Raw genomic sequence first — 23,907 nt, forward strand, 5'->3', positions numbered from 1 at the left:
AAAAATCTATTGTTTTTATATATTAACTATAATCAAATATTTACTTTTATATTTTATTATCTTAAAGATTCAACAGATGTCCCATCCGCATTTTCTTTGTTTTCAAATAAAACTGGTCGTATTGTGTCGCTTCGATCTCTATCGGAACCCGCTCTTTGATCTCCATCCCAAAGTCCGACAACTGATACACCTTATCGGGGTTATTCGTCAAAAGCCTCAGTGTTTTCGCCCCCAGATCTCTTAAAATCTGCGCGCCGATGTAATATTCCCGCAGATCGCCTGCAAAACCCAGGGCTAAGTTGGCCTCCAGCGTATCCATCCCCTGATCCTGGAGCTCATATGCGCGCAGCTTATTTAATAGGCCGATTCCTCTCCCCTCCTGCCGCATATAGAGGAGTACGCCGCGGCCTTCCTTCTCAATCTGCTGCATAGCCGCCGCGAGCTGCTGGCCGCAGTCGCAGCGCATGGAGCCAAAGGCATCGCCTGTCAGGCATTCGGAATGGACTCTGCACAAAAGCTCTGTACCGTCGCCGATTTCCCCTTTTACCAGGGCTACGTGGTGTTCCCCGTTTAAGCAGTTGCGGTAGCCATAGGCTGTAAACTGGCCGTAGCGCGTCGGCATGCGGGTAACCGCGATCCGCTCTACCAGCTTTTCATGGCGCTTTCTGTAATCCTGCAATGCCCGGATAGTGATGAATTTCAGATTCCATTTTTCCGCCAGCTCATGCAGCTCCGCGGCGCGCATCATCGTGCCGTCCTCACGCATAATCTCACAGCACAGGCCGCATTCCTTTAATCCTGCCAGGCGCATCAGATCCACCGTCGCCTCTGTGTGGCCGTTTCTCTCCAGCACGCCGTTTTTTCTTGCCAGGAGAGGAAACATGTGCCCCGGCCGGCGGAAGTCCTCTGCCCTTGCTTCCTGCGCCGCGCAGGCCCTGGCCGTAATGCCGCGCTCTTTGGCGGAAATCCCGGTTGTGGTGGAAACGTGATCCACTGACACGGTAAACGCTGTCTCATGGTTATCCTGATTTTCCGTCACCATCTGCGGAAAACAAAGCTTTCTGCAAAGCTCTGCGCTCATGGGCATGCAGATCAGCCCTTTTCCATGGGTAGCCATAAAATTCACGTTCTCTGTGGTGGCAAATTGCGCTGCGCAGATGAGATCGCCCTCATTCTCCCGGTCCTCGTCGTCTGTGACCAGGATCACGCGGCCCAGCCTTAATTCCTCCAGGGCCTCCTCTACTGTATCAAACTTGTCCATTTTGCTGTCGCTCCTTTTCCGTAACCGTTCCGTTTGTCTGAACAGTTACTCTGTTCCATCCTAGAGCGTGTTTGAAAATTGCTTTCTGGTAGCTGTGCGTGCCACTTTGTGGGAGATTTGGGCCAAATGAACGCGGCGCAGCGGGCTGCGTTAAGTGAATTTGGCCCAAATATACCGCGAAGTGGCGCGTGCAGATGCCAGGAATGAATTTTCAAACACGCTCTAAAATCCGTTTTCCGCCAGGAACGCCCTGGTGAGCCCTCCCGCGCGCTTCCCGGCCGCCGCCCCGCCCTGGCCGGACAGGCCCAAAAGCTTTTCCACATATTTCCCCACACAGTCATTTTCCAGATTCACCGAATCGCCGGGACGCCGGCGGCTTAAGGTCGTCTGCTTTGCCGTATGGGGAATGACGGATACGGAAAATGACTCCGCATCCACCCCGGCCACCGTCAGGCTGATCCCGTCAATGGCGACAGAGCCCTTTTCCACAATATAGCGCATGACGGATGAAGCGGCCCGGATCGTATACCAGACGGCATTGTCATCCTTTCTCACCCCAATGATTGTCCCTGTGCCGTCGATATGGCCTGACACGATATGGCCGCCAAACCGCCCGTCCGCCCGCATGGCGCGCTCTAAGTTCACCGGGCTGTCCGTCTTTAAGGCGCCAAGGCCGGAGCGGTTTAACGTCTCATGCATCACATCCGCCGTAAATCCCCCCTTGTCAAAGGAGGAGACGGTTAAACAGACGCCGTTTACCGCAATGCTGTCCCCTGTATGGATATCCTCCAGAATCCGCTCTGCCCGCACGGATAAAACCGCGGAATGGGTTCCCCTTGCCACAGACCGGATCGAACCGATCTCCTCTATGATCCCTGTAAACATCTCTTCACCTCGCTCTCCACCAGGAGATCATCCCCCAGCCTTGTCACAGAGGCCAGTGAAAGCGCAGCGGCATCCTCCACTGCCTGCGCGCCGCTTCCGCCGACTGGCGAGGGCGCCGTCTCTCCCCCAAAGATCTTCGGCGCTATGTATGCCTGGATCCAATTGACCATTCCGGACTGTAGCAGGGACCCGTTCAGCGTCGCGCCGCCCTCTGCCAGAATGCTGTCTATCCCCATTTTTCCCAGCCGCTGCATCAGCTCGCGAAGATCCAGACGGCCGTCCTTCTCCGGAATCGTCAGAATCTCACAGCCCGCATCCCTGTACGGCCGCAGCCGTTCCCTCTCCCCGCAGCAGGTTGCCAGAATGGTCCTCACATCCCCTGCCGTGACGATTACCTTTGCCCCTTGCGGAATCGTAAGCCGGCTGTCGCACAGAACCCGGATCGGATCCCTTCCTCCGGGAATCCGGCAGGTAAGCTGGGGATCGTCCGCCTTTACTGTCCCCGACCCGGCCATAATCGCCGTATACCGCCCCCGATCCTCATGGACACGCCTGCGCGCCTCCTCCCCGGTTATCCATCTGGATGCCCCTGCCGCAGTCGCAATCTTGCCGTCCATCGTCATCGCGTACTTCAGGACAACGTAGGGCAGGCCGGTACGGATATAGTGGAAAAATACACGGTTCTGCGCTTCGCACGCCTCTCTCAGCACGCCTTCTGTCACCTGCAGGCCATGCTCCCTCAACATCCGGATTCCCTTACCCGCCACAAGAGGATTCGGATCGCCGGCCCCGACCACGACCCGGCTGATTCCGGCTTCCAGAATCGCCTCCGTGCATGGCGGCTGCCTTCCTGTATGGCAGCACGGCTCCAGCGTCACATACATCGAAGCGCCCGCCGCCGGTTCCCTGCACGAGCGCAGAGCCGCCCTCTCAGCATGGAGATCCCCGCACCTCGCATGCCATCCCTCGCCAATGACGCGTCCCTCCTTCACAATCACCGCACCCACCAGAGGGTTCGGGCTGACACGCCCGCAGCCCCGCTCTGCCAGCTCCACTGCGCGGCGCATAAACGCCTCATCCATCTGCCCAGGGCCGCTGTCTGGAACAGCGCATTTTTTCCAGTTTTCCATCTGCTCACCTTCTTACACTTTTATTCATATCTGTTGTAAACCGGACAGAAGAATCCCCTTCCCCTGCCGCGCGGCCCGCAATGCCGCCCCGGCGGCAAGCATTCTTATGCGGGCCTGTGCATAAAAAAACACCCCAAACTCTCGTTCAGGGCATTATCTTTACTGAATCATCTATATATCTCCACACAGCGGACGGCAGCAGCCTTCGTTTTCTATCATAAAAGCCCTTTCATATGCTTCTAAAATAAAAAATCCCGGAACTGTAAACACAATTCCAGGGTTCCTCTCGCAACTGCATCCTGATTCGGAATATACATCAGAACTATGCAAAGTCATCTTCTTCTATCCAGACTGTACTGTCGGTTTTGGAATCTCACCAAATCCTGCGCCTGCGCGCTCGCGGACTTTACCGCCGATCGGGAATTTCACCCTGCCCTGAAGATCTGTTTTATTTTATATAATCATAGATCGATTGAGGGATATTGTCAAGAATGTTTTTGCTGTTTTTCAGTTCCCAACGCCATAATGCAGCAACCGTTCAGGGATATCTGAACGGTTACGTGATGGGATTAATTGTGAGAAGGCCGCCGCTAACAGAGAACCTGCCCCTTCACGGCCATCCCCCGTCTACATCTCATCCTTCACATACCCGGCCAGATTATAGGCATGATCCGAAATCCTCTCCAGATTACTGATAATATCCAAAAACACCACTCCGGACGAGGGCTGGCACTCCCCTCTGGACAGCCGTTCAATATGTTTATCGCGCAGCTCCTCCTCCAGCATATCCACATCATCCTCATACTGGCTGACCTTGCGCACATCGTCCATATCGCCCGTCTGACGGGCCGCAACCGCGTGGGTAAAGGATTTTACCGCCTTTTCGCTGATCGCCCTCAAATCACAGCTCCCCGTCTCCGAAAACGATATTCCGTGCTGCGCCATATACTCCGCCTGCTCCGCCAGGTTCTCACAGTGATCCCCCACGCGCTCAATATCTGTTATGCTGTAAAACAGGTTATTGACCAAAAGTTTCTGCCGCTCCGTGAGAGACAGATTATTGACCTTGATCAGATACCCGGTCAGAAGCTCTTCCATGCGATCAATGTCCTTCTCATTTTTGTAAACCTTTTCGATCGTCTCCGGATCCCGGTTCTCGATGGCCTCTGACGCCAGGCGGATGTTATTTAAGGCAATCTGGCCCATATGCACGGTCTCCATCTGCGCCACCTCGATGGCGAACATCGGCGACTCAAAAATACGCTGATCCAGATGGCGGAGCGCCTGCGTCGTCTCGCCGGCGTTTCCTGCCTCCGCCTCGCTCCCGTCCTCCTTGTCCTTTACAATCAGCCCGGATATCTTCACAAGCTGGTTGGCAAAGGGGTACAAAAGCAGTGTGTTCATCACATTAAAGATCGTGTGGAACATCGAGATCTGTACAGAACTGATATGCGCCGAGGCCGCTTCCGGGCGCAGCATGGACAGGGCGAACATGCCGATCCCGAAGATAACGGCGCCCATTGTGTTAAACGTCAGATGGATGGCCGCCGCGCGCTTGGCCGTCCGGTTTGCTCCCGCGCTGGAGAGCATGGCCGTTAAACAGGTGCCGATATTCTGCCCCAGCGTGATATAGATAGCCGCCCCGGTCGTCACAATCCCGTTCATGGCCAGCGTCTGCAGGATGCCGACCGATGCGGTCGAACTCTGGATCACGGCCGTCACCAGCGCTCCTGTCAGGATTCCCAGAATCGGGTTTCTCCCCATAATCGCAAACGCCTGCGCAAAAATCGGTGCGTCCGTATACGGCGCGATGGAACCGCTCATAAATTCCAGGCCCACAAACAGAAGGCCCACGCCGCTTACAATCTCGCCGATCAGGTTCATATTCTGCTTTTTGGAAAATACGATCATGAAGCTGCCGATTCCGATACACAGAGGTGCAAAAAAAGACGGCTGGAGAACCGAAAACGCGTCTCCAAGCTGATTTAAAGAAACCATCCAGGCCGTGATTGTTGTTCCGATATTCGCGCCCATAATCACGCCCACGGCCTGGGTCAGATTTAAAATACCTGCATTTACAAAGCCGACCACCATAACCGTGGTCGCCGCGCTGCTGTGCAGGATTGCCGTAATCAGGGCCCCCAGCACAACTCCTAAAAAACGATTATTCGTCACCATTCCCAGGAAATGGCTCATCTTGCTTCCCGCTGTCTTCTGCATGCCGTCGCCCATAATCCGCATGCCGTACAGAAACATGCCCAGGCCGCCGGCAAATCCAAACAGATTGCTTACGTCACTAACCGACATAAAAACTCTCCTCCTGTGTAACCCCTTTTGTCACCGCTCAGGCGATCGAAACCGCTTCACTCTTTTTCTCTTTCAAAACAGCAACATCCTGTCACAGCACTGACGCCGCTTTTTCGTCCCGTTTGCCCGGGAGAGCGCCAAATCCCCCGCTGTCACAGCCTTTTTACTATATCACACAGTAACAGGGCTTTTCAATCAGTTTCGCGCGCTGAAAGCATTTTTATCTAATATGGACAGTCCCGGACTCTTTTACCTCGTATTTTCGGCACACCGTTTCAAAATTTTTCCAATCAGCAGGACATATGCCGTGATACTGACCACGGTCCCGCTAAAATCCGACAGCGGTTCTGTGTAAAAGAGATTTTCTATGCCGAAAAAGGGCGGTATCAGGAGCGCGCCCGCTATGTATACGGTTTTGCGGAACATGGACAGGCAGACCGCCGCCTGAGGGATTCCCATGCCGGTAAAGCCGTCCACTATCGCGTACTGCACAGCCAGAGGGATTACTCCCAGCGCGTAGATCCGGATCCCCCGCACAGCCATCTCGATATACTGCGGATTTCCCGTGAAAATTTTCACAAAAAGGCCCGGAAAGATCTGGGAAACCGCAAACATGACACAGTTAAAAGCCAGCGCCAGAAAGACGATGTATTTCTGCGCGCTTTTGATGCGCTCCGGCTGCCCGGCCCCGAAATTAAATCCCAGGACAGGCCCGGTCCCGGCCGTGATTCCGCCGAGCGGCATGGTGATCATCAGCATAAAGCTCTGCACAATTGTCATGCTCGTCAGGAGCATATCCGCATCTTTCCCGCCATAAGCCTGAATCACAGTATTCAATGTGATAATCAGCACATTGTCAAAGGCAATGATCAAAAACGGCGTAAGACCCAGCGCCAGAATACGCCCCATCAGGCGCTTTCTCACTCCTCTGAGGCCGAGGCGGATCACCACCCGTCTCCCGCACAGAAAGCGCAGCACAAAGCCGCACGATACGATCTGCGACAGAACCGTGGCCAGAGCCGCGCCCTTCACTCCCATGGAACAGCCGAAAATCAGAACCGGATCCAGGATAATATTGATGAGCGCGCCCACAGCCACGGACGCCATGCCCACCTTTGCGAAGCCCTGGCAGATAATAAACTGGTTCATCCCGATCGACATCAGCGCAAAGAAGGTTCCCATCAGGTAAATGGTAAAATACTGCTCTGCATACGGGTAAATGGCCTCGCTGGCCCCAAAGCTTCGCAGAATCCATTCCCTGCCGGCCAGGGTAAGCGCTGTGATGACGCCTGACAGAACCGCCAGAAGCGCAAACCCGGTGGAAAGGATCTGGCCCGCCTCCTCCTCATTTCCCTGTCCCATACGGATACTCATAAGCGGCGATCCGCCGACGCCCACCAGGTACGCAAAAGCGGAAATAAAGGATACAAGCGGCCCGCACACACCCACCCCGGCCAGGGCCGCATCCCCTGTTACGGGAATATTTCCGATATACATGCGATCCACGACGCTGTACAATACATTTACAAACTGGGCCAGCATAGAAGGAATGGCCAGACGCAGCACAAGCCTCCTGATATCATCCCGGCCCAGATCATTTTCGATTTTCATACGCGCTACAGGCTCTCAGCCATCTCATACAAAAGCCGCTCCGAATCCTCCCAGCCCAGACATGGATCCGTGATCGATTTTCCATAGCAGCGCTCCCCCACCTTCTGGCAGCCCGGCTCAATATAGCTCTCGATCATAACGCCTTTCACTAAGCAATGGATATCCCTGGAATGGCGGCGGCTGTGCAGCACCTCCTTCACGATCCGGATCTGCTCCATATACTGTTTATTGGAATTCGAGTGGTTTGCGTCCACAATACAGGCCGGATACTGCAGATCCCGCTCCCCGTAGAGCTCCAGAAGCAGCTTCAAATCCTCGTAGTGATAGTTGGGCAGGCACTGACTGTGCTTATTGACCGCCCCGCGCAGAATACAGTGCGTGAGCGGATTCCCCTGCGTCTTCACCTCCCAGCTCCGGTAAATGAACTCATGGCCGTGCTGCGCCGCATGAACCGCGTTGAGCATCACGGAAAGCGCGCCGCTGGTCGGGTTTTTCATCCCCACCGGCACATCGATCCCGCTGGACACCAGACGGTGCTGCTGATTTTCCACCGAGCGCGCGCCTACGGCAATATAGGACATCACATCCGAGAGATACGTCAGGTTTTCCGGGTAAAGCATCTCGTCCGCGGTCGAAAAGCCCGTTTCCCGGATCACCCGCATGTGAAGCTTGCGGATCGCAATAAGCCCCTCGTACAGATTCGGCTTCTTCTCCGGATTCGGCTGGTGCAGAAGCCCCTTATAACCGTCCCCTGTGGTCCGCGGCTTATTGGTGTAGATGCGCGGGATAAGGATCAGCTTATCCTTCACCTTCTCCTGCACTCCGGCCAGGCGGCAGACATAATCGCACACCGAATCCTCCCGGTCCGCAGAGCACGGCCCTATAATCACAAGAAATTTATCGCTCTTCCCGGTAAACACATCGCGGATTTGCGCATCCTTTTTCTCCTTCTCAAGCGCCAGATCCGGCTCCAGCGGAAATGCTTCCCTGATCTGATCCGGCGTGGGAAGCTCGCTCACAAACTCAAAGCCCATAGGTCCATTCCTCCTGTTGATGTAAAATCGCTGTCTTATGTAAAACCGGTTCCCGCATACCGCCCGGAAAGGGCGCGCAAAAATCACGGCCGCGCGTCCATTATAATATAGAAAAAATAATTCATCAATAGATTTACGGCTGTAAAACTTGACGAAATCGCAATTTCATAATAAAATAGGTGGTATCAAAAAATTTTTTTAAATTTTTTTGATCTACGTGCAATAAAATGCGGAGGCGCCGCATTAACTTATTGAACGGATGAAAATCATTTCTGTTCGAGAGCGCGAAGCGGAACCTAACATAACAACAAATCAAGTTACCCGAATTCCTTGATGCATTACACTCCGTTACAACCGCTTCCAGAATCTCTTACAGAATCTTCTCAGCAGCAGATATCACAACCAGTATCTGCCGCTGGATAAAAAAGCATCGGCGCTGAGCTTCTCAGTCCGGTGCTTTTTTATTTGTATACATTCGTCCCGCCCGCTGAACTAAAAATGGCTGCCCCTGCGGACAGCCTGAAATTCACGTCTATTCCCCGATAAATATCGTATCCCCCTCCGAAAGCTTCTGCTGGAACAATCCCGGACGTCCGTTTACAGTCAGCTTGATATCCCCTTTGGGATTCTTCAGATCAATACCGGAATATTCGAGCATATCCATCAGATAATAGGGATCCCCATCCGGTTTTCGGGGCAGCCGAAGCTGTGAGCCGTTCAGATAAAACAAAACCTCTCTCCTGACAAAGGACGCCTGGGCAGCCCCGCGGCTGCCCTGCTTTATCCCCTGTGCCTGAACGGTTTCCCGGGCCGCCGTACCACGCTCCCGGTCCAATACCGCTTCCGCCGCATTCTCCGGCCCGTCAGTCTCTGATGTTTCTTCAAAGCCGCCCTTCGATTCAGCGGGCTCTGCACTCCCGCTCTCCGGGGATTCCGCCTTTGACGGCGCCCCAGAGCCGCTTTCCGGCGCCGCAATGTCCTCATACTCTGTCTCCGCCTCGCCGCCGTCATCCGGAGCGGCGTCAAAGCCGCCGCCTCCCAGCGCCGCATCAAAGCCTGTCCCCTGTTCAGCCGCATCTGATGCATCCTGCGTCTGCGCATCTTCTTCCGGCGCATCGTCATTCTGCATCATTTCATCCGGAACCGTTTCGGCCCGCGCATCTTCCCCCGGCGCATTTCCGCTTAAATCATCATCCTGCCAGGCGTCCTCATCTCCTGCCTGCGTCTCATCTTTGTCCGTCTCCTCATGCCGCGGCGGATCCGGCATCCTCAGCATAACCACATCCCCGTTCTTCAAAGGCGTCTTAAGCGGCGCATACGCCCCGTTCAGCGTGATCTCAAGGCATTCCTTCGCGCCCTCCACATCCCCTAAACAGGCTTTTGCAGACTCTCCTGAGATAGCAGGCATAAAGTCGATGATATCTCCCGCGTGGATTACATCCGAGAGCTTTCCCTCCTTTTTGTTGATGAAAAGGGAGGCCGGCTGCGCTGATGTCCCGTAAAATACCTTCCGCCTTCCATTGAGCATCACTGTTATGTTAAGCCCTGAACGCCCCAGGATATCCTGGAAATTAAAGCCATTCATCATCAGCAGGTTTAACGCGGTAAAGCTTCCGCTTCTGAACAGCTTTGCCGGCCTGTTGTTCAGCGTCACCCGGAAGCTGTCATTGATCAGGTTCAGCCCCGAAGAAATCACAATCCCCAGCGGAGTCGCGTATTCCGGATTGTTCAGATCATATTCATCCGAAAATGCATTCGCCCGGAAGTTATTTCCCGCGATGGCCACACGGTTCTCATCCATCTGGAGAACCTCCGTGATCCGCTCCTTTAACCCTGCCAGCTTGCTCCCGCCGCCTGCCAGGAACAGGGCCGAGGGCGGCCCTCCGTTCACGTCAAGGACTTTCTGCGCGATCTCCTTTGACAACAGCTCCGTCATTCCCTCAATGCACTTTAAAAGCTCTTCTCTGGAAATGCACTGTTCAATCCCCAGAATATCCGTAAAAGAAATCTCTTCCTTCTGGTCTGTCTGGGCCTTGATCGTCTCCGCTGTCTCAAAATCCACCAGATACTTCTTCATAATCGCTTCCGTGATCTCATCTCCCGCCACGGTCGCCATCGTATAGCCCGTCACGCTTCCGTCCATACAGGCCGCAATATCCGATGTGCCGGCCCCTATATCCACCATAACCAGGTTTAGCAGGCGCAGATTCTCGGGAATCGCCGCATTGATGGCCGCAATCGGCTCCAGCGTAATACTCGCCACATCGAGGCCAATCTTGTGCATCGTCGTGTAGAGGCTCTCCACCACCTCGCTCGGAAGAAAGGTCGCGATCAGATCCACCCTGACATTCCGGCCCCGGTGATCCTTTAAACTGGAAATCATATACTGATCCAGATAATACTGACATACCGTATAGCCGACCAGATAAAAGCGCCCGGTAATCTCCTCGGCGCTGTTTTCCGCCTCAAACGCATCCTCGGCCCGCCCAATCGCGCCGGCCTCCAGACGGCTGATAATCTCATCATCAATCAACTGCGTCCCGGGCAGCTCAAGCTCAAACTCAGCCCGCTTCGTCCTCAGGGCCCGCCCCGCCGCGGCGACGCACACGTGCTTCAGCTCGCAGTGGATCCGGCTCTCCAGACGCTTCTTGACTTTCTTTGCGAGTCCCGCCACCTTTTCAATATCCTCAATCTGTCCGTCCACCATCGCGCGTTCCGCGTGCTCTTCCCGCTCGATAGCAATGATCTTTACTTTCCCGTCCTCCACGGTTCCCACCATGCCAATCAGGCTCCGCGTCCCGATATCCAGCGCAAACACCATATGCTCCGGCTGCACCGCCGCCGGCGTCCGCGCCGGCGCTTCTGTCTTTTTCACCCGTCCTTTAGCCATGCTCTCCCTCCTGCGCGGCATACGTCACAAAATTGCTCCGCGCCCTGTCATTCGTCTTCTCCTATTATATAAAAATGAGGGCGCAATGTAAATCTTTTTTATCGTTTTGGGGGAAATCTGTTTTGCTTCATTCTGTTTACAGAAATGCCATTATACCAGCTCTGCTCTCCCAAAAACGCTCCAAAAAAGCGCGCTGCAGCCCCAATCCAAGCCACAGCGCGCATCCAGCATACTTTCTATACAATTCTTCCGCTAACGCGCAAAGAGCACAATACGTTCCGCCGCGCCGTCCGCGTCCTGCCAGATAAGACACGCAGACCCCTTTTGAATGTCCTCCATGGTAACAATATTTCTCGTCAGATATGGGGAGAACTGCGTCTGTTCCGATATCCTGTACTCCGCGCCGTCTGCGCCCTTTAATATCCATCCGTCCCCGTCCTGCTCCGGCGCGCTGTCTGCAATCACGTACTGCGGCACACGGAAATCAGCCGGAATATTAACAATCACCATTTCCGGCGTGGTCTGCGGCGGCAGGGACATCGTCATAGCCGGCCCCAGATAGGCTTCAAAGCTGCCCAGCTCCACATCTTCTGAGGAAACCGGAAGCCCGCTCACCGCATCCAGCACCAGCGTATGTTCCGGATCAATGTGAAATATGATCTCTCCGGATGAGGATGCCGGCGAGGTATTGTCCACCGTCATCTGCCCTTCCTCAGACGACAGGACGGTTCCCCAGATACGTGTCAGGACAGAGACGTCTTTCGCACCCTCTGCGCTTTCAGAAGACTCCGTCTCTGAGGCCGGCCCGTTCTCCTCATCTGCTTTTACCGTCTCTGCCTGCGTATCGGCAGCCGTTTCCGCAGGCGCGATCGTCTCCGCCTCCGCCGGCTGAGAGCAGCCTGCCAGCATCGTAAGTGATAATGTAAGTCCCATAGCCAGTAACATCCATCTTTTTTTCATGTAATATTTCTCCTTTAATCGCTTTCTTTTTGCTGTTAATCCCGGGCTCCGGCCTATGGCACATCCTGCGGCATCTGCCGATATCCCCGGCTGTCAGGTAACCGCTGTATCATCTATTCCCGCGGCACACTGTCATTATAGCGTTTTTCATCATAAATGGCTATTAAAGAAGAATAAACATTTCTTACAACTTTTACTGAGTTAGCAGCAGCCCGCATCCGGCTTATTTCCGCGGCAAACCACAACCCGTGTATACGTTGCCGCCGAATTTCTTCATCTAAAGCCTTACGCGCACCCCGCCAGACTTCCCGCAGTATACACCAGAAACGCGCACACCCACGCGATCGCACATTGCCCCAGCGCCACGCCGACGGCCCATCCGCCGCCCAGCTCGCGTCTCACCGCCGAGATCGCCGCCACACACGGCGTATACAAAAGGCAGAATACCAACAGGCTCCCCGCCGCCAGCGGAGACAGGAACGACAGCAGACTCTCCGTTGAGCCAAACAGAACGGACAGGGTAGACACCACGCTCTCCTTGGCCATAAAGCCTGTAATCAGCGCTGTGGAAATCCGCCAGTCCCCAAGCCCCAGCGGCGCAAACAGCGGCGCCAGGCCGCCGGAGATAACGGCCAGGATGCTCTGATGCGAGTCTGTCACCACATCCAGATGCAGATCAAAGGTCTGCAAAAACCAGATCAGAAGCGTCGCCACAAAAATCACGGTAAACGCCTTCTGCAGGAAATCCTTTGCCTTTTCCCACAAAAGCTGCGACACATTTCTGGCGCCGGGAAGGCGGTAATTGGGCAGCTCCATCACAAACGGAACCGCCTCGCCGCGAAACATCGTCTTTTTCAGCAAAAGAGCCATCAAAATCCCAATCAGAATCCCCAACGCATAAAGCCCGATCATAATCACCGCCCCGTACTTCGGGAAAAATGCGGCTGTGATAAAGGCATAGATCGATATTTTAGCCGAACAGCTCATAAACGGCGTCAGAAGAATCGTCATCTTCCGGTCGCGCTCAGAGGAGAGCGTACGGCTTGCCATCACGCCCGGAACCGTACAGCCAAACCCGATCAGCATGGGAACAATACTGCGCCCCGAAAGCCCGATTTTCCGCAAAAGCTTGTCGCTCACAAAGGCCACCCTGGCCATATAGCCGCTGTCCTCCAGGAGGGACAAAAAGAAAAACAGGGTGACAATGATCGGCAGAAAGCTGAGAACACTCCCCACTCCGTTGAACACGCCGTCTATCACAAGGGAATACAAAACCTCATTCACATTCGCCGCCGAAAGAGCCGCTGCCGAAAGGCCGGTAATCCAGGAAATCACACTCTCCAAAAGCGAGGAAAGCCAGGCCCCGACCACATTGAAGGTAAGCCAGAATACCAGCGCCATGATGCCGAAAAAGGCCGGGATCGCCGTGTATTTTCCTGTCAGAATCTGATCCAATCTCATACTTCTGATATGCTCACGGCTCTCCCTTGGCTTCACGACCGTTTCCCGGCAGATCCGCCTGATAAAGCTGAACCGCATATCCGCAATCGCCGCCGCGCGGTCAAGCCCGCGCTCTGTCTCCATCTGCCTGATAATATGCTCCAGAGCCTCCCGCTCATTCTCATCAAGCCCCAGCCGCTTCTCGATAAGCGTATCTCCCTCCGCCATCTTCGCCGCGGCAAAGCGCGCGGGGATCCCCGCCGCCTTCGCGTGATCCTCAATCAAATGCATGATCCCGTGAAGGCACCGGTGAACGGCCCCGCCGTTTTCATTTGCATCGCAGAAATCTTGTCTTCCGGGGCGTTCCTGATATTTGGCCACATGGAGCGCATGGTCAATCAGCTCGCTGATTCCCTGATTCTTGGCTGCGGAAATCGGAACCACCGGAATCCCCAGCATGTCCTCCAGCTCATTTACCCGGACAGAGCCCCCATTTTCCCGGACCTCATCCATCATATTCAGGGCCAGCACCATGGGAATGTCCATCTCCATTAACTGCATGCTTAAGTATAAGTTTCTCTCAATATTCGTTGCATCCACAATATTGATAATACCCCTAGGATGCTCGTCCAGCACAAAACGCCTGGTCACCAGCTCCTCGCTCGAATACGGCGACATGGAATAAATGCCCGGCAGATCCGTCACCAGCGTCCCCTCATGCCCGCGGATGACGCCGTCCTTGCGATCCACCGTCACGCCGGGAAAATTCCCCACATGCTGGTTTGAGCCCGTCAACTGGTTAAACAGCGTCGTCTTTCCGCAGTTCTGGTTTCCCGCCAGGGCGAAGGTCAGAACCTCCCCCTCCGGCAGCGGGTTTTCATTCTCCTTGACATGGTATTTCCCGCCCTCCCCCAGGCCCGGATGGGAAATCCGCTTTTTCTTCAGATCCGACTTCTCCTCCGCCCTGCTGTCGCGCACTTTCTCTATCTCAATCTTCTCCGCATCGTCCAGGCGCAGCGTCAGCTCGTAGCCGTGGATCCGAAGCTGAACCGGATCCCCCATGGGCGCATATTTCACCATCGTCACATCCGCAGTCGGAATCAGCCCCATATCCAGGAAATGCTGCCGCAGCGCGCCCTCTCCTCCTACAAAGCGGACTGTGGCCGTCTTTCCGATCGGTAAATCTCTCAGTGTCATTGCATGTCCTCCCCTGGCGCGGCCCGCTCCCTGAAACGCATGTCTCCGGGCCAGGGCCGACCAATCGTAAAGTCTGTCCTTGTTTAAAAGCTCTGAGTAAAAAAAGCGTCAAATCCTCTCCAATCAGGATTTAACGCTTTTTCAAGCTACAAGGATCCGAACCTTGAAATGGCGGAGTTGGAATCCGTCTCTCGAACACCCCTAAATCCTTGATTTTATCTAATGTCATGAAGTCGGGGTCAAAAGGTCTTTTGACCCCTTTGATACCGGACTGCTCCGCACTTTGTGCTCCCGCAATACCTCACTTCGCGTATGCAGATGGCATTGTAATTTTATTAGCTTTTTTACGGAACTAATTCTACCACACCTTTGATACAAGCGCAACAGAAAATGCTGCCAGAGGAGGCCCTGGACTTCCTTAAGTGTTGCCAAGCTTGAAAACTTGCTGTAAAATAGAGACAGATAATTTAGAATTTACTAAGATGGAGGAATAATGTATGAAGAAATTTGATATGAAAAGTTTTATTGCTGGAATTATTATTGGCACAACCGGGATAACAACGGTGTTTGCGGCATCAGGCATTAAATCCGCACATGTAAGCAATATGAATGTTACGCTTAACGGCGCTTCATTTTCGCTTAGTAAACCCTTGCTTTCAGTTACAATGGAAAATGAACAAGAAGAACATGTATATGCGCCTGTAAATGAATTGCTTATCAATCTCGGATACGGCGTTAATTATAATGCTGAAAATAATACGATTGATTTTATTCCACAGAACCGTATTCCGCAAGTGAATGTTGATGAGAGCCGTTCTAACGGAAATGCAGTTTTTAATATAGCCAATTATACGGACCAGCGGAACATAGCCGAATCCGGCTCATTCCAAGCCGAAGATAATCAAACGCTCATTTTAAATATCACTTCAGATATTAAAGGCGGAACCGTAGATTTATTCTTATTTAATCCAAATGGAAAAGAACAGCGTATTACGATTGGTTCCACTAATTGGACTAAAGAGATACCATTGGAAAAAGGAACATGGCAGTATAATTGCTCAGGAATATTTCAGGATGGAGGAAACATAAAGATTGTGGGAACAATCAAGTAAAAATTCAAATGACTGCAGCAAGATGAGAAATTCCCGTATATCAAAGGAAACTCTCAGGTAAACGCACAACCGCCGGGGGCTTCGCACTCCCGGCTTTCATTGCCACGTTTTTCTCCTATCTGCTTTTTTGAACAATCCATCGATGGAATCACCATCTTTTTCATTTTTCCGTTTATTTTGCAGATCAAAAAAGAGCCTCAAAGCCTGATACAATCATACTCTAATGCTCTTTTTCTTAGCTGGGCTACAAGGATTCGAACCTTGAAATGACGGAGTCAGAGTCCGTTGCCTTACCATTTGGCGATAGCCCAATTTTTAAATCCGCAGCCCTTGCCTGACTGCGGATTTTATTATACCACATTTCTATGATTCGTCAAGTGTTTCAGACCAAAAATATACAAATTTTTTTAAATCTGTAAATCACTCAACGCCGAACCGCTATTACATCATCCCCATGCCAGCGCCCGCCGGAGCTGCCGGAGTCTCTTCCTTGATGTTCGCAACCACAGACTCCGTTGTGAGCAGCGTAGACGCCACGCTGGTCGCGTTCTGCAGGGCGCTTCTTGTCACCTTCGCCGGATCCAGAATGCCTGCCTCTACCATATCCACATACTCTTCCTTGTATGCGTCAAAGCCCATGCCAACCGGGGACTCTTTTACCTTATTGATGATCACCGATCCTTCCAGGCCCGCGTTTGCAACGATGTGGTACAGCGGGGACTCAAGCGCTTTTAAGATAATGCGTCCGCCTGTTCTCTCATCGCCCTCGAGAGTCTCAACCACTTTCTCAACCTCTGCAGCAGCGTGGATATAGGCGGATCCGCCGCCTGCGATGATGCCTTCCTCTACGGCTGCCTTGGCTGCAGATAACGCATCCTCCATGCGCAGCTTCGCTTCCTTCATCTCGGTCTCAGTCGCAGCGCCCACGCGGATTACAGCAACGCCGCCGGATAATTTGGCCAGTCTCTCCTGAAGCTTTTCTTTATCGAAATCAGATGTCGTCTCCTCGATCTGAGCCTTGATCTGGGCAATGCGATCCTCGATCTCCTTCTTGTCGCCGCAGCCATCCACGATGATCGTGTTCTCCTTCTGAACCTTTACGGATTTCGCGCGGCCAAGCTCTGCCAGCGTGGTATCCTTTAAGTCAAGTCCCAGTTCCTCGGAGACAACTGTGCCGCCTGTGAGGATAGCGATATCCTTTAACATCTCTTTTCTTCTGTCGCCATAGCCCGGCGCTTTTACGCCCACTACGGAGAAGGTTCCTCTTAATTTATTGACAATCAGGGTTGTCAGCGCCTCGCCCTCGATATCCTCTGCAATGATCAGAAGCTTGGCGCCGGACTGAACCACCTGCTCCAGAAGCGGAAGGATCTCCTGAATATTGGCAATCTTCTTATCTGTGATCAGGATGTACGGATCCTCCAGATTGGCCTCCATCTTCTCCATGTCTGTCGCCATATAAGCGGAAACATAGCCGCGGTCAAACTGCATGCCCTCTACCAGATCCAGCTCTGTCTTCATGGTCTTGGACTCTTCGATGGTAATAACGCCGTCCTTTGACACCTTTTCCATCGCGTCAGCCACCATCTGGCCAACCTCGTCGTCAGAAGAGGAAATCGCGGCTACTCTGGCGATATCAGCCTGGCCCTTTACTGCCTTGCTCATCCCCTTGATGGCCTCAAGCGCGGCGTCCGTAGCCTTCTTCATGCCCTTTCTCAGAACAATCGGGTTTGCGCCGGCCGCCAGGTTCTTCATACCCTCATTGATCATCGCCTGTGCGAGCACGGTCGCTGTGGTGGTACCGTCGCCGGCCACATCATTTGTCTTGGTGGCAACTTCCTTCACAAGCTGCGCGCCCATGTTCTCAAACGCATCCTCCAGCTCGATCTCCTTGGCGATCGTAACACCGTCGTTTGTAATAAGCGGAGCGCCGAAGGACTTGTCAAGAACAACATTTCTTCCCTTGGGTCCCAGTGTCACCCTTACTGTATTTGCTAACTGATTTACGCCTGATTCTAATGCTTTTCTTGCCTCTACTCCGAATTTAATCTCCTTTGCCATGGCAAATCACCTCCGATAATTTTTACTCATGCTTTCATCCATGCTATTAATCTTACACAACGGTTTCCGCGGCTGGTTTTATTCGATCACAGCCAAAATATCGCTCTGCTTGACAATCACATATTTCTCTTCGTCCAGCTCAACGTCTGTCCCTGAATATTTGGAGTAGATTACCTTATCGCCGGTCTTCACCTGCATCGTAATCTCCTTGCCGTCTACCACTCCGCCGGGGCCGACTGCGATGACCTCCGCCTGCTGGGGCTTCTCCTTTGCCTGGCCCGGAAGCACGATACCGGATTTCGTCGTCTCCTCTGCGATTAACTGTTTTAAAACAACCTTGTCAAATAACGGCACTAACTTCATTACTGACTCCTCCTTACTGTTTAACTTTATTCCGTTTGCTTTTCTGGCTTGTATTCGCTATGTCCGGCCAACCGTTTCCGGCGCCTGTCTCATTTACAAAACATGTTATATCACGTTTTGTTAGCACTGTCAACCCTTGAGTGCTAATATTTATAAATAATTTACCAATTCGTGCGATTGACCGATTTCCCATCTTGTACGCTGTTTATAAATAACGTATAATTTTATTAAGTGAAACGATAAAAATGGCGGAGATATAATATGTACTACTATTCGACCGTAACGAAATCGTAATGACGCACAGCGCAATCCTCGAAAAAGATGGCCTTGATATTGTCAAAGTACCTTTGTAAGGCCCGGCGAAAATGGCTTCGATTTTCTTGATTTAACACTTCCTGGCGTAAAAATAAATCATCACCTGCAACAGGGATTTTAATGATTTCTTAAAGAATCCCTTTCTTTTTTCCTCAATTCGTATTACAATAACCTTAATTACAGAAAGGAGCTTTTCACTATGGCAAAAAAACATTTTGGCACGATTATCACCCTGGCTGCCATTGCGGGCGCTGCGGCTGCAGGCATTACGTATTTCTTACAATACAAGTCCTTCCACAAGGAGCTGGATGAGGACTTCCACGATTTTGAGGATGATTTTGACGAATTTGACGATACAGATGAAACGAATTCCTCCAGAAATTATGTCTCCCTGAACCCGGAGCACAAGCCGGCGGACGGGGCGTCTGAGGCGGGAGAAACAGAGGACGGCAAGGTAGAGATAACGGATGAGAAGTCCCGCGATGGCGCTCCGGCCGGGGAGCAGGCTCCAGTCCCGTCCGCTACTGTGACCGTTGAGGAAACCGTTGAATAACGGGGGAGGTTCATCATGCAAAGCCTCCTGCGTTCCATGGACCTTTTGGAGATCTTAAAGGAAACTCCCCATAAATGTTCCATTTCGGAGCTTTCTGAGGCCTCCGGTCTTCCTCCGAGCACGATACACCGGATTCTACAGACCTTCTGTGAAAAAAAATATGTGATTCGGGATCAGCAGTCCCATACGTATCAGCTTGGGCCGGCCCTGATCTCCCTCGGCAGGGCCGCGGCCAGCAATATCCGGCTTCAGGACGCCGCCCTTCCCATTTTGAAGCACTTATCCTACGCGACAAGGGAGGACTCTTATCTGATTATCCAGGTGGGCGACAAGGGCCTGGTGCTCGATAAGGTGGACGGCCCTAATCACTTAAAGGTCGTCGAGGAGTTCGGCTATGAGATGGATCTTCACTGCGGCGCTATCCGCAAGGTGCTTCTGGCTTACCAGAGCGATCGGTATATCCGCTATTATCTGGATCACATTCTGGATCGCCCGGAGTCCTTCCCGCAGATCAGCCGGGGAGCCCTGGCGGACGAGCTCACGCACATCCGCGAATGCGGAATCGCCGTATCCCGGGGTGAATATGTCCATGACGCAGTGGGCATCGGCGCGCCGATTTTTGGGCCTGACAACCATGTCAGCGCTTCCCTGGGGATCATCGCCCCCTATACCCGCATCCCGGATGACAGCCATCTGCAAAAGATGCAGGATCAGGTGAAGGAAAGCGCGGCAGAGCTGTCCTACTATATGGGACATACATTTAAACAGGAAGCAAAGACGCGCGGATCCGTGAAAAAAGACAGTGAACAGGGATGACGGCGCGGATCTGTGCAGGAAAAAGTCGCTGTGACTCCGCTTCTATGCGGAAATCACAGCGACTTTTCTCTATCTATCCCAGCCGCCTGGAGCGCGTATGAAACACGCTCTGAAACGGCCGGACATTTTTCAGCGGATTATTTCTGCATCTCCAGAACGTCAGCGAATGCCTGGATGGCTGTGCTGGCCTGGCCGAAATCGCGCATCTGCTGGTCGATACCGAGCTTGATGTGCGGGATATCCGCGTCGTTTAACGCTTTCTTTAAGTACGGATACTCCATCTCCTCCGGATCGCAGAACTGCTGCATGAAGAGAACCAGGCCCTGAGCGCCGCTCTCTTTTACCATGTTGGCTACAAACTCGCCGCGGCGGTTCTCGGCAGACTTCGGATCGTAGAGAAGAACCTCATAGTCGATGTTCGCAAACTGTTTTGCAAGCGCCATCATGGGATCTGCCTCATCCTCCGGAGCGTCGGTGCGGAAGGAACGGCTCTCATGCGCCACATCATCGGCGGCGATGGCAATCTTATTCTCCTCAAAGATCTCAAGCAGCTTCGGATTGTCGCAGATGATACCGGAGGTAACCACCTTGGTTCCCTCCCACTCGCATACCGGGAGCGCTTTCAGCTCTGCGTTGAGCTCGTTCAGCTTCTCTGTGTACTCCGGCTTCTCCATGAAGTAGAATGCCTTGAGGACAGCGGAACGCTTCACAGGCGTGATCACGTCGCAGTGGTCGCTTGCCAGCTTTACGAACTCGCGGCGGGCAGCGCGGCTCTTATTGTAAACCTTGATGGCATCCTGGATCGCCTCATTGGTGATCTCCTTGCCGGAAAGCTTCTCAAGCTCCTTCTTTACATGGTTGTACTGATCCATACAGAACTGAAGGCCAAAGTCCTCAAAACGGTTCTGCGGGTGGGCCAGGAAGATAACGGACATCTTCTCTCCCATGGAAACGCGGAAGTTCTGGCTCATCGGGCGCAGCGTGTCGCAGATGGTGGGCGTGATCACACCGTCCAGGCCGTCCATCGTGCCGTCTAACATCATCTCCAGAGCGAGCTGGGCGATGGTGCAGTAGAAGGTCGCGCAGTATTCCTTGGCGCGGCTGATCGTCTTGTTGTTGGAGCCCCAGATCCCCATGGGAACCATGCCGGCGGCATAAACCAGCTCCTCGGGCGCGTAGTACGGAAGAACGCCGACTACCTTTTTGCCCTGCGCTTTATATTCGGCAAGCAGCTTTTTGGGGCTGGCTGCTTTTACTTTAAATTCGTCTAATAATGCGTTGATACTCATTTGATTATGCCTCCTTTGCCTGCTTATTTGCTTCCATTGCCTCTACAAGGCCCTGTACGCGGGTCTCATACTGTGCGGCATTGAAGTTACGCGGGTCAGCCTGGTCGCCGTCAAAGCCTGCGCACGGAACGCCTAAGTCGTCCGTAAAGCGGCGCTGCATCTCAGCCATATATCCGCTCCAGGGCTTACAGCTTCTGTTGTAGTGAACCAGAACGCCGTCTACCTTATTGTCACGGCAGATGCCTTCACGCCAGTCAACGCCCTGCTCGATGCAGACAGAGTTGGGGGCCTTGTAGTACGCGCGGGCCATCTCGTCCATATTGTTGTAAACAAAACCAAAGGCCGGCGCATATACAACGGCGGTAACGTTTACGCCGTGCTCCTTCAGAGGCTTAAAGAGAGCCGGAAGCTTCGGCCAGCAGGGAATACCCTCGAACATCACGCGGTATTTCTCCGGGAACGGAGTGGTCGTCTCGCCGTTCTTTACCGTCTCCTCCAGATCTTTTGCCAGAAGCTCAAACGCCTCGGCAGCTTCCACTCTGGCGCGGGCTGTAACAACGTCGGCCATATGGTTGAACAAGTCAAAACCGCTGTAGGGGGCGGGCTTATACTGCAGGTAATCGCAGACCTTTAACCATGCCTTCGCGGTACGGTTCGCGTTTGCGCATGCCTGCTCAAACTTCTTCTCATCAAATTTCTTTCCTGTCAGCTTCTCTAACTGCTTGATCGCCTGATCAAACTGGGCGCGCACGTATCTCACGTTCTCGTCGTCCACTTCTACGGTGTTGTTGTAGGGGATGTCAATCATGATCAGCGGGATATTGTGCATACGGGCGATATTCTCATACCACTTTGTCATGCAGTTGCAGATGTTGTTGCAGCAGAGCACGAAATCCGGCTGCGGGATCTGCATCTGGCGGATCGGGGAAATAGCCTCTAAGCGGCGCTCTTTCTCCGGGCCGTCCGGCATGGCGTTGATCTCATTCAAGTCGTCCAGGACGATATACGGGGTCTGTGTCTTCGGATCCTTTTTCGGCTTTCCTGTCTCGGGATCCATCACAACCTTTCCTTCCGCATCCTTTAACGGTCTTCCTGTGCTCGGATCGATCACATACTCGCCTGTCTCGGGATCGAACTTTCTGGCCGCGCGCTTGCCGTCCGCATAGGCAAGGCTGATACGCGCATATCCGCAGATATCGTTGTCATATCCCAGATCCTCGGCGGCCTGGCAGAGAATCTCGCCGTAACGGTTTGCAGCGATACCAGCCGCCTGATTCTCCGGATACATCACGTGAAGATCAAACGCCGCCGCAAGCTCGCACGGGAACTTGGAAGAGGACCAGCCTACTAATTCGCCTCTCTTTTTGGCTTCGCGCGCCTCTGTGTGGACGTCGTCTACGACCTTACGGAGTGCGAGAACGCCAGGACTAACTTGTTTTGCCATAATAATTATCCTCCATTCTTTTCTATCGTTACGATTCAGCCCCTGGCTCTAAACGCCAGGCTGAACGGTAGCTTTCTGTCTTTACTTCCTGCGGCTCGCGGCCTGCCATCCCATGAGGGCGGCGCCGAGCGCGCCGTTATACTGTGTAAGCGGGGAGGTCTTGATCGGACATCCGATCTCCTCCTGGAGCGCCTTTACAACGCCTGTATTCTGGGCCACGCCGCCTGTCATCACGACATCCGGCGCCACGCCGATCCGGTGCGCAAGGCCAGTCACACGGTGTGCGACAGAGCGGTGGATCCCGTCTATAATGTCACATTTATCAGTTCCCATGGCAAGCTGGCTGATCACCTCGCTCTCCGCGAAAACCGTACAGGTCGAGCTGATGCCCACCTTTTTCTGGGACATCGCGCCCAGTCTTCCCAAATCTTCTACCTTAACCTCCAGGACGCGCGCCATCACGTCCAGGAACCGCCCGGTCCCGGCCGCGCACTTGTCATTCATCTGGAAATTTGTCATCGCGCCGTTGTCAATGTGGAGCACCTTTACGTCCTGGCCTCCGATGTCAATAACGGTGTGAACATTGGGGAACAGGAACGCCGCCCCCTTTGCATGGCAGGAAAGTTCGCTCATCTGCTTGTCGGCAATGCCGTCCATCAGAGAGGTGCGGCCATAGCCCGTCGCCAGCGTGAACGCCATATCTTCTTTCTTCATGCCCGCTTCGCTCAATACCGCCTCAATGGCTCGCTGCGGGCCGCTGGTTCCGGCGCCGACGTCAATCAGGGATTTTCCGACGATTTCCTGGCCGTCCTTTAAGATAATGCACTTGGACGCAGTCGAGCCGACGTCGATACCTAATGTGTAAATTGCACTCATCGTTTCCTGTATCCTCCATTTCTATGTTATGTACTCAGCTCATATGGACAGTATACCACAATCCCCGGTAAAAGTCGCTGGAAATTGTTCAAAATTCCATAAAAAAAATGATAAGACTATTATTATTTTCAGCTTATCTGCCAAAATATGGCCGCGCATCTGCTGTCCTTATAATGATAAATCGAGCAAAGGTTCCAGCAGCCCTTGCCCGATTCATCCGTAAGTTCCGAAACTTTACGAAATTTCGAGACTTTCTACTATCTACTATCAATCATTTATTCACACAGCAACTTAAATTGGTTACTATACATTCACTTATTGCAGGAATGCCGTCTTACGGCATGTCGTATCTGATAAACGGTT

General features: G+C 53.0%; 18 protein-coding genes, 1 tRNA gene and 1 riboswitch. Of the genes, 3 read left to right on the forward strand and 16 right to left on the reverse strand.

Annotation, left to right across the window (positions count from 1 at the left end):
• Positions 1-61: 61 nt before the first annotated feature.
• From NFS31_RS10550 to feoB, 10 genes are all read right to left on the reverse strand, one after another.
• Entirely contained in the window at positions 62-1,261 is a 1,200-nt protein-coding gene (locus NFS31_RS10550; RefSeq protein WP_251494602.1) for a bifunctional 3,4-dihydroxy-2-butanone-4-phosphate synthase/GTP cyclohydrolase II, read from the reverse strand.
• Entirely contained in the window at positions 1,240-1,602 is a 363-nt protein-coding gene (locus NFS31_RS27645; RefSeq protein ID WP_465223432.1) for a DUF6783 domain-containing protein, read from the reverse strand. The genes NFS31_RS10550 and NFS31_RS27645 overlap by 22 nt, the downstream gene beginning before the upstream one ends.
• Positions 1,484-2,146 (reverse strand): riboflavin synthase, encoded by a 663-nt coding sequence (locus NFS31_RS10555; protein WP_251494605.1) that lies wholly within the window; start codon positions 2,144-2,146, stop codon positions 1,484-1,486. The genes NFS31_RS27645 and NFS31_RS10555 overlap by 119 nt, the downstream gene beginning before the upstream one ends.
• Complete coding sequence (ribD, locus tag NFS31_RS10560; RefSeq protein ID WP_251494608.1) at positions 2,128-3,276, reverse strand: bifunctional diaminohydroxyphosphoribosylaminopyrimidine deaminase/5-amino-6-(5-phosphoribosylamino)uracil reductase RibD; 1,149 nt, start codon at positions 3,274-3,276, stop codon at positions 2,128-2,130. The genes NFS31_RS10555 and ribD overlap by 19 nt, the downstream gene beginning before the upstream one ends.
• Before the next feature lie 330 nt (positions 3,277-3,606).
• Positions 3,607-3,723: riboswitch (FMN riboswitch) on the reverse strand.
• Positions 3,724-3,903: 180 nt separating this feature from the next.
• Positions 3,904-5,583, reverse strand: a complete 1,680-nt coding sequence (locus NFS31_RS10565) for a Na/Pi cotransporter family protein (RefSeq protein WP_251494611.1) — start codon at positions 5,581-5,583, stop codon at positions 3,904-3,906.
• Between the two features lie 249 nt (positions 5,584-5,832).
• Complete coding sequence (locus tag NFS31_RS10570) at positions 5,833-7,194, reverse strand: MATE family efflux transporter (RefSeq protein WP_251494613.1); 1,362 nt, start codon at positions 7,192-7,194, stop codon at positions 5,833-5,835.
• Positions 7,195-7,199: 5 nt separating this feature from the next.
• Positions 7,200-8,228 (reverse strand): 3-deoxy-7-phosphoheptulonate synthase, encoded by a 1,029-nt coding sequence (locus NFS31_RS10575; protein ID WP_251494615.1) that lies wholly within the window; start codon positions 8,226-8,228, stop codon positions 7,200-7,202.
• Between the two features lie 532 nt (positions 8,229-8,760).
• Positions 8,761-11,118 carry a cell division FtsA domain-containing protein gene (locus tag NFS31_RS10580; protein WP_251494618.1) on the reverse strand — a complete coding sequence of 786 codons (2,358 nt, stop codon included), beginning with the start codon at positions 11,116-11,118 and terminating at the stop codon, positions 8,761-8,763.
• A gap of 252 nt (positions 11,119-11,370) precedes the next feature.
• Positions 11,371-12,078 (reverse strand): hypothetical protein, encoded by a 708-nt coding sequence (locus NFS31_RS10585; protein ID WP_251494620.1) that lies wholly within the window; start codon positions 12,076-12,078, stop codon positions 11,371-11,373.
• Positions 12,079-12,363: 285 nt separating this feature from the next.
• The gene (gene feoB / locus NFS31_RS10590) at positions 12,364-14,715 is read right to left on the reverse strand and encodes a ferrous iron transport protein B (RefSeq protein WP_251494622.1); all 2,352 of its coding nucleotides are present in this window, start codon (positions 14,713-14,715) and stop codon (positions 12,364-12,366) included.
• A gap of 497 nt (positions 14,716-15,212) precedes the next feature.
• Here feoB and NFS31_RS10595 point away from each other — a divergent pair, with 497 nt between their 5' ends.
• Complete coding sequence (locus tag NFS31_RS10595; RefSeq protein WP_251494625.1) at positions 15,213-15,827, forward strand: hypothetical protein; 615 nt, start codon at positions 15,213-15,215, stop codon at positions 15,825-15,827.
• A 239-nt stretch (positions 15,828-16,066) separates the two neighbouring features.
• On the opposite strand, the gene NFS31_RS10600 is transcribed toward NFS31_RS10595, so the two are convergent.
• The 3 genes from NFS31_RS10600 to NFS31_RS10610 form a co-directional block, all read right to left on the reverse strand.
• Positions 16,067-16,138: transfer RNA gene (locus NFS31_RS10600), tRNA-Gln, on the reverse strand.
• A gap of 130 nt (positions 16,139-16,268) precedes the next feature.
• On the reverse strand, positions 16,269-17,888 hold the full coding sequence (gene groL, locus NFS31_RS10605; RefSeq protein ID WP_251494628.1) for a chaperonin GroEL: 1,620 nt from the start codon (positions 17,886-17,888) through the stop codon (positions 16,269-16,271).
• A gap of 78 nt (positions 17,889-17,966) precedes the next feature.
• On the reverse strand, positions 17,967-18,251 hold the full coding sequence (locus NFS31_RS10610; RefSeq protein WP_251494630.1) for a co-chaperone GroES: 285 nt from the start codon (positions 18,249-18,251) through the stop codon (positions 17,967-17,969).
• A gap of 514 nt (positions 18,252-18,765) precedes the next feature.
• Between NFS31_RS10610 and NFS31_RS10615 the strand changes: the two genes are divergently transcribed.
• Together NFS31_RS10615 and NFS31_RS10620 are read left to right on the forward strand one after the other, a co-directional pair.
• Positions 18,766-19,119 carry a hypothetical protein gene (locus tag NFS31_RS10615; RefSeq protein WP_251494633.1) on the forward strand — a complete coding sequence of 118 codons (354 nt, stop codon included), beginning with the start codon at positions 18,766-18,768 and terminating at the stop codon, positions 19,117-19,119.
• A gap of 15 nt (positions 19,120-19,134) precedes the next feature.
• Positions 19,135-19,935 carry an IclR family transcriptional regulator gene (locus NFS31_RS10620; protein WP_251494635.1) on the forward strand — a complete coding sequence of 267 codons (801 nt, stop codon included), beginning with the start codon at positions 19,135-19,137 and terminating at the stop codon, positions 19,933-19,935.
• Between the two features lie 137 nt (positions 19,936-20,072).
• Here the strand turns inward: NFS31_RS10620 and hgdB are convergent, their stop codons facing one another.
• The 3 genes from hgdB to hgdC form a co-directional block, all read right to left on the reverse strand.
• Complete coding sequence (hgdB, locus tag NFS31_RS10625; protein WP_251494637.1) at positions 20,073-21,224, reverse strand: (R)-2-hydroxyglutaryl-CoA dehydratase subunit beta; 1,152 nt, start codon at positions 21,222-21,224, stop codon at positions 20,073-20,075.
• A gap of 4 nt (positions 21,225-21,228) precedes the next feature.
• Positions 21,229-22,668 carry a (R)-2-hydroxyglutaryl-CoA dehydratase subunit alpha gene (gene hgdA, locus NFS31_RS10630; protein ID WP_251494639.1) on the reverse strand — a complete coding sequence of 480 codons (1,440 nt, stop codon included), beginning with the start codon at positions 22,666-22,668 and terminating at the stop codon, positions 21,229-21,231.
• Positions 22,669-22,749: 81 nt separating this feature from the next.
• On the reverse strand, positions 22,750-23,544 hold the full coding sequence (hgdC, locus tag NFS31_RS10635; RefSeq protein ID WP_251494641.1) for a (R)-2-hydroxyglutaryl-CoA dehydratase activase HgdC: 795 nt from the start codon (positions 23,542-23,544) through the stop codon (positions 22,750-22,752).
• Between the last annotated feature and the right edge of the window lie 363 nt (positions 23,545-23,907).

This window comes from Otoolea muris (assembly GCF_943193115.1).
Classification (GTDB): Bacteria; Bacillota; Clostridia; order Lachnospirales; family Lachnospiraceae; genus Otoolea; species Otoolea muris.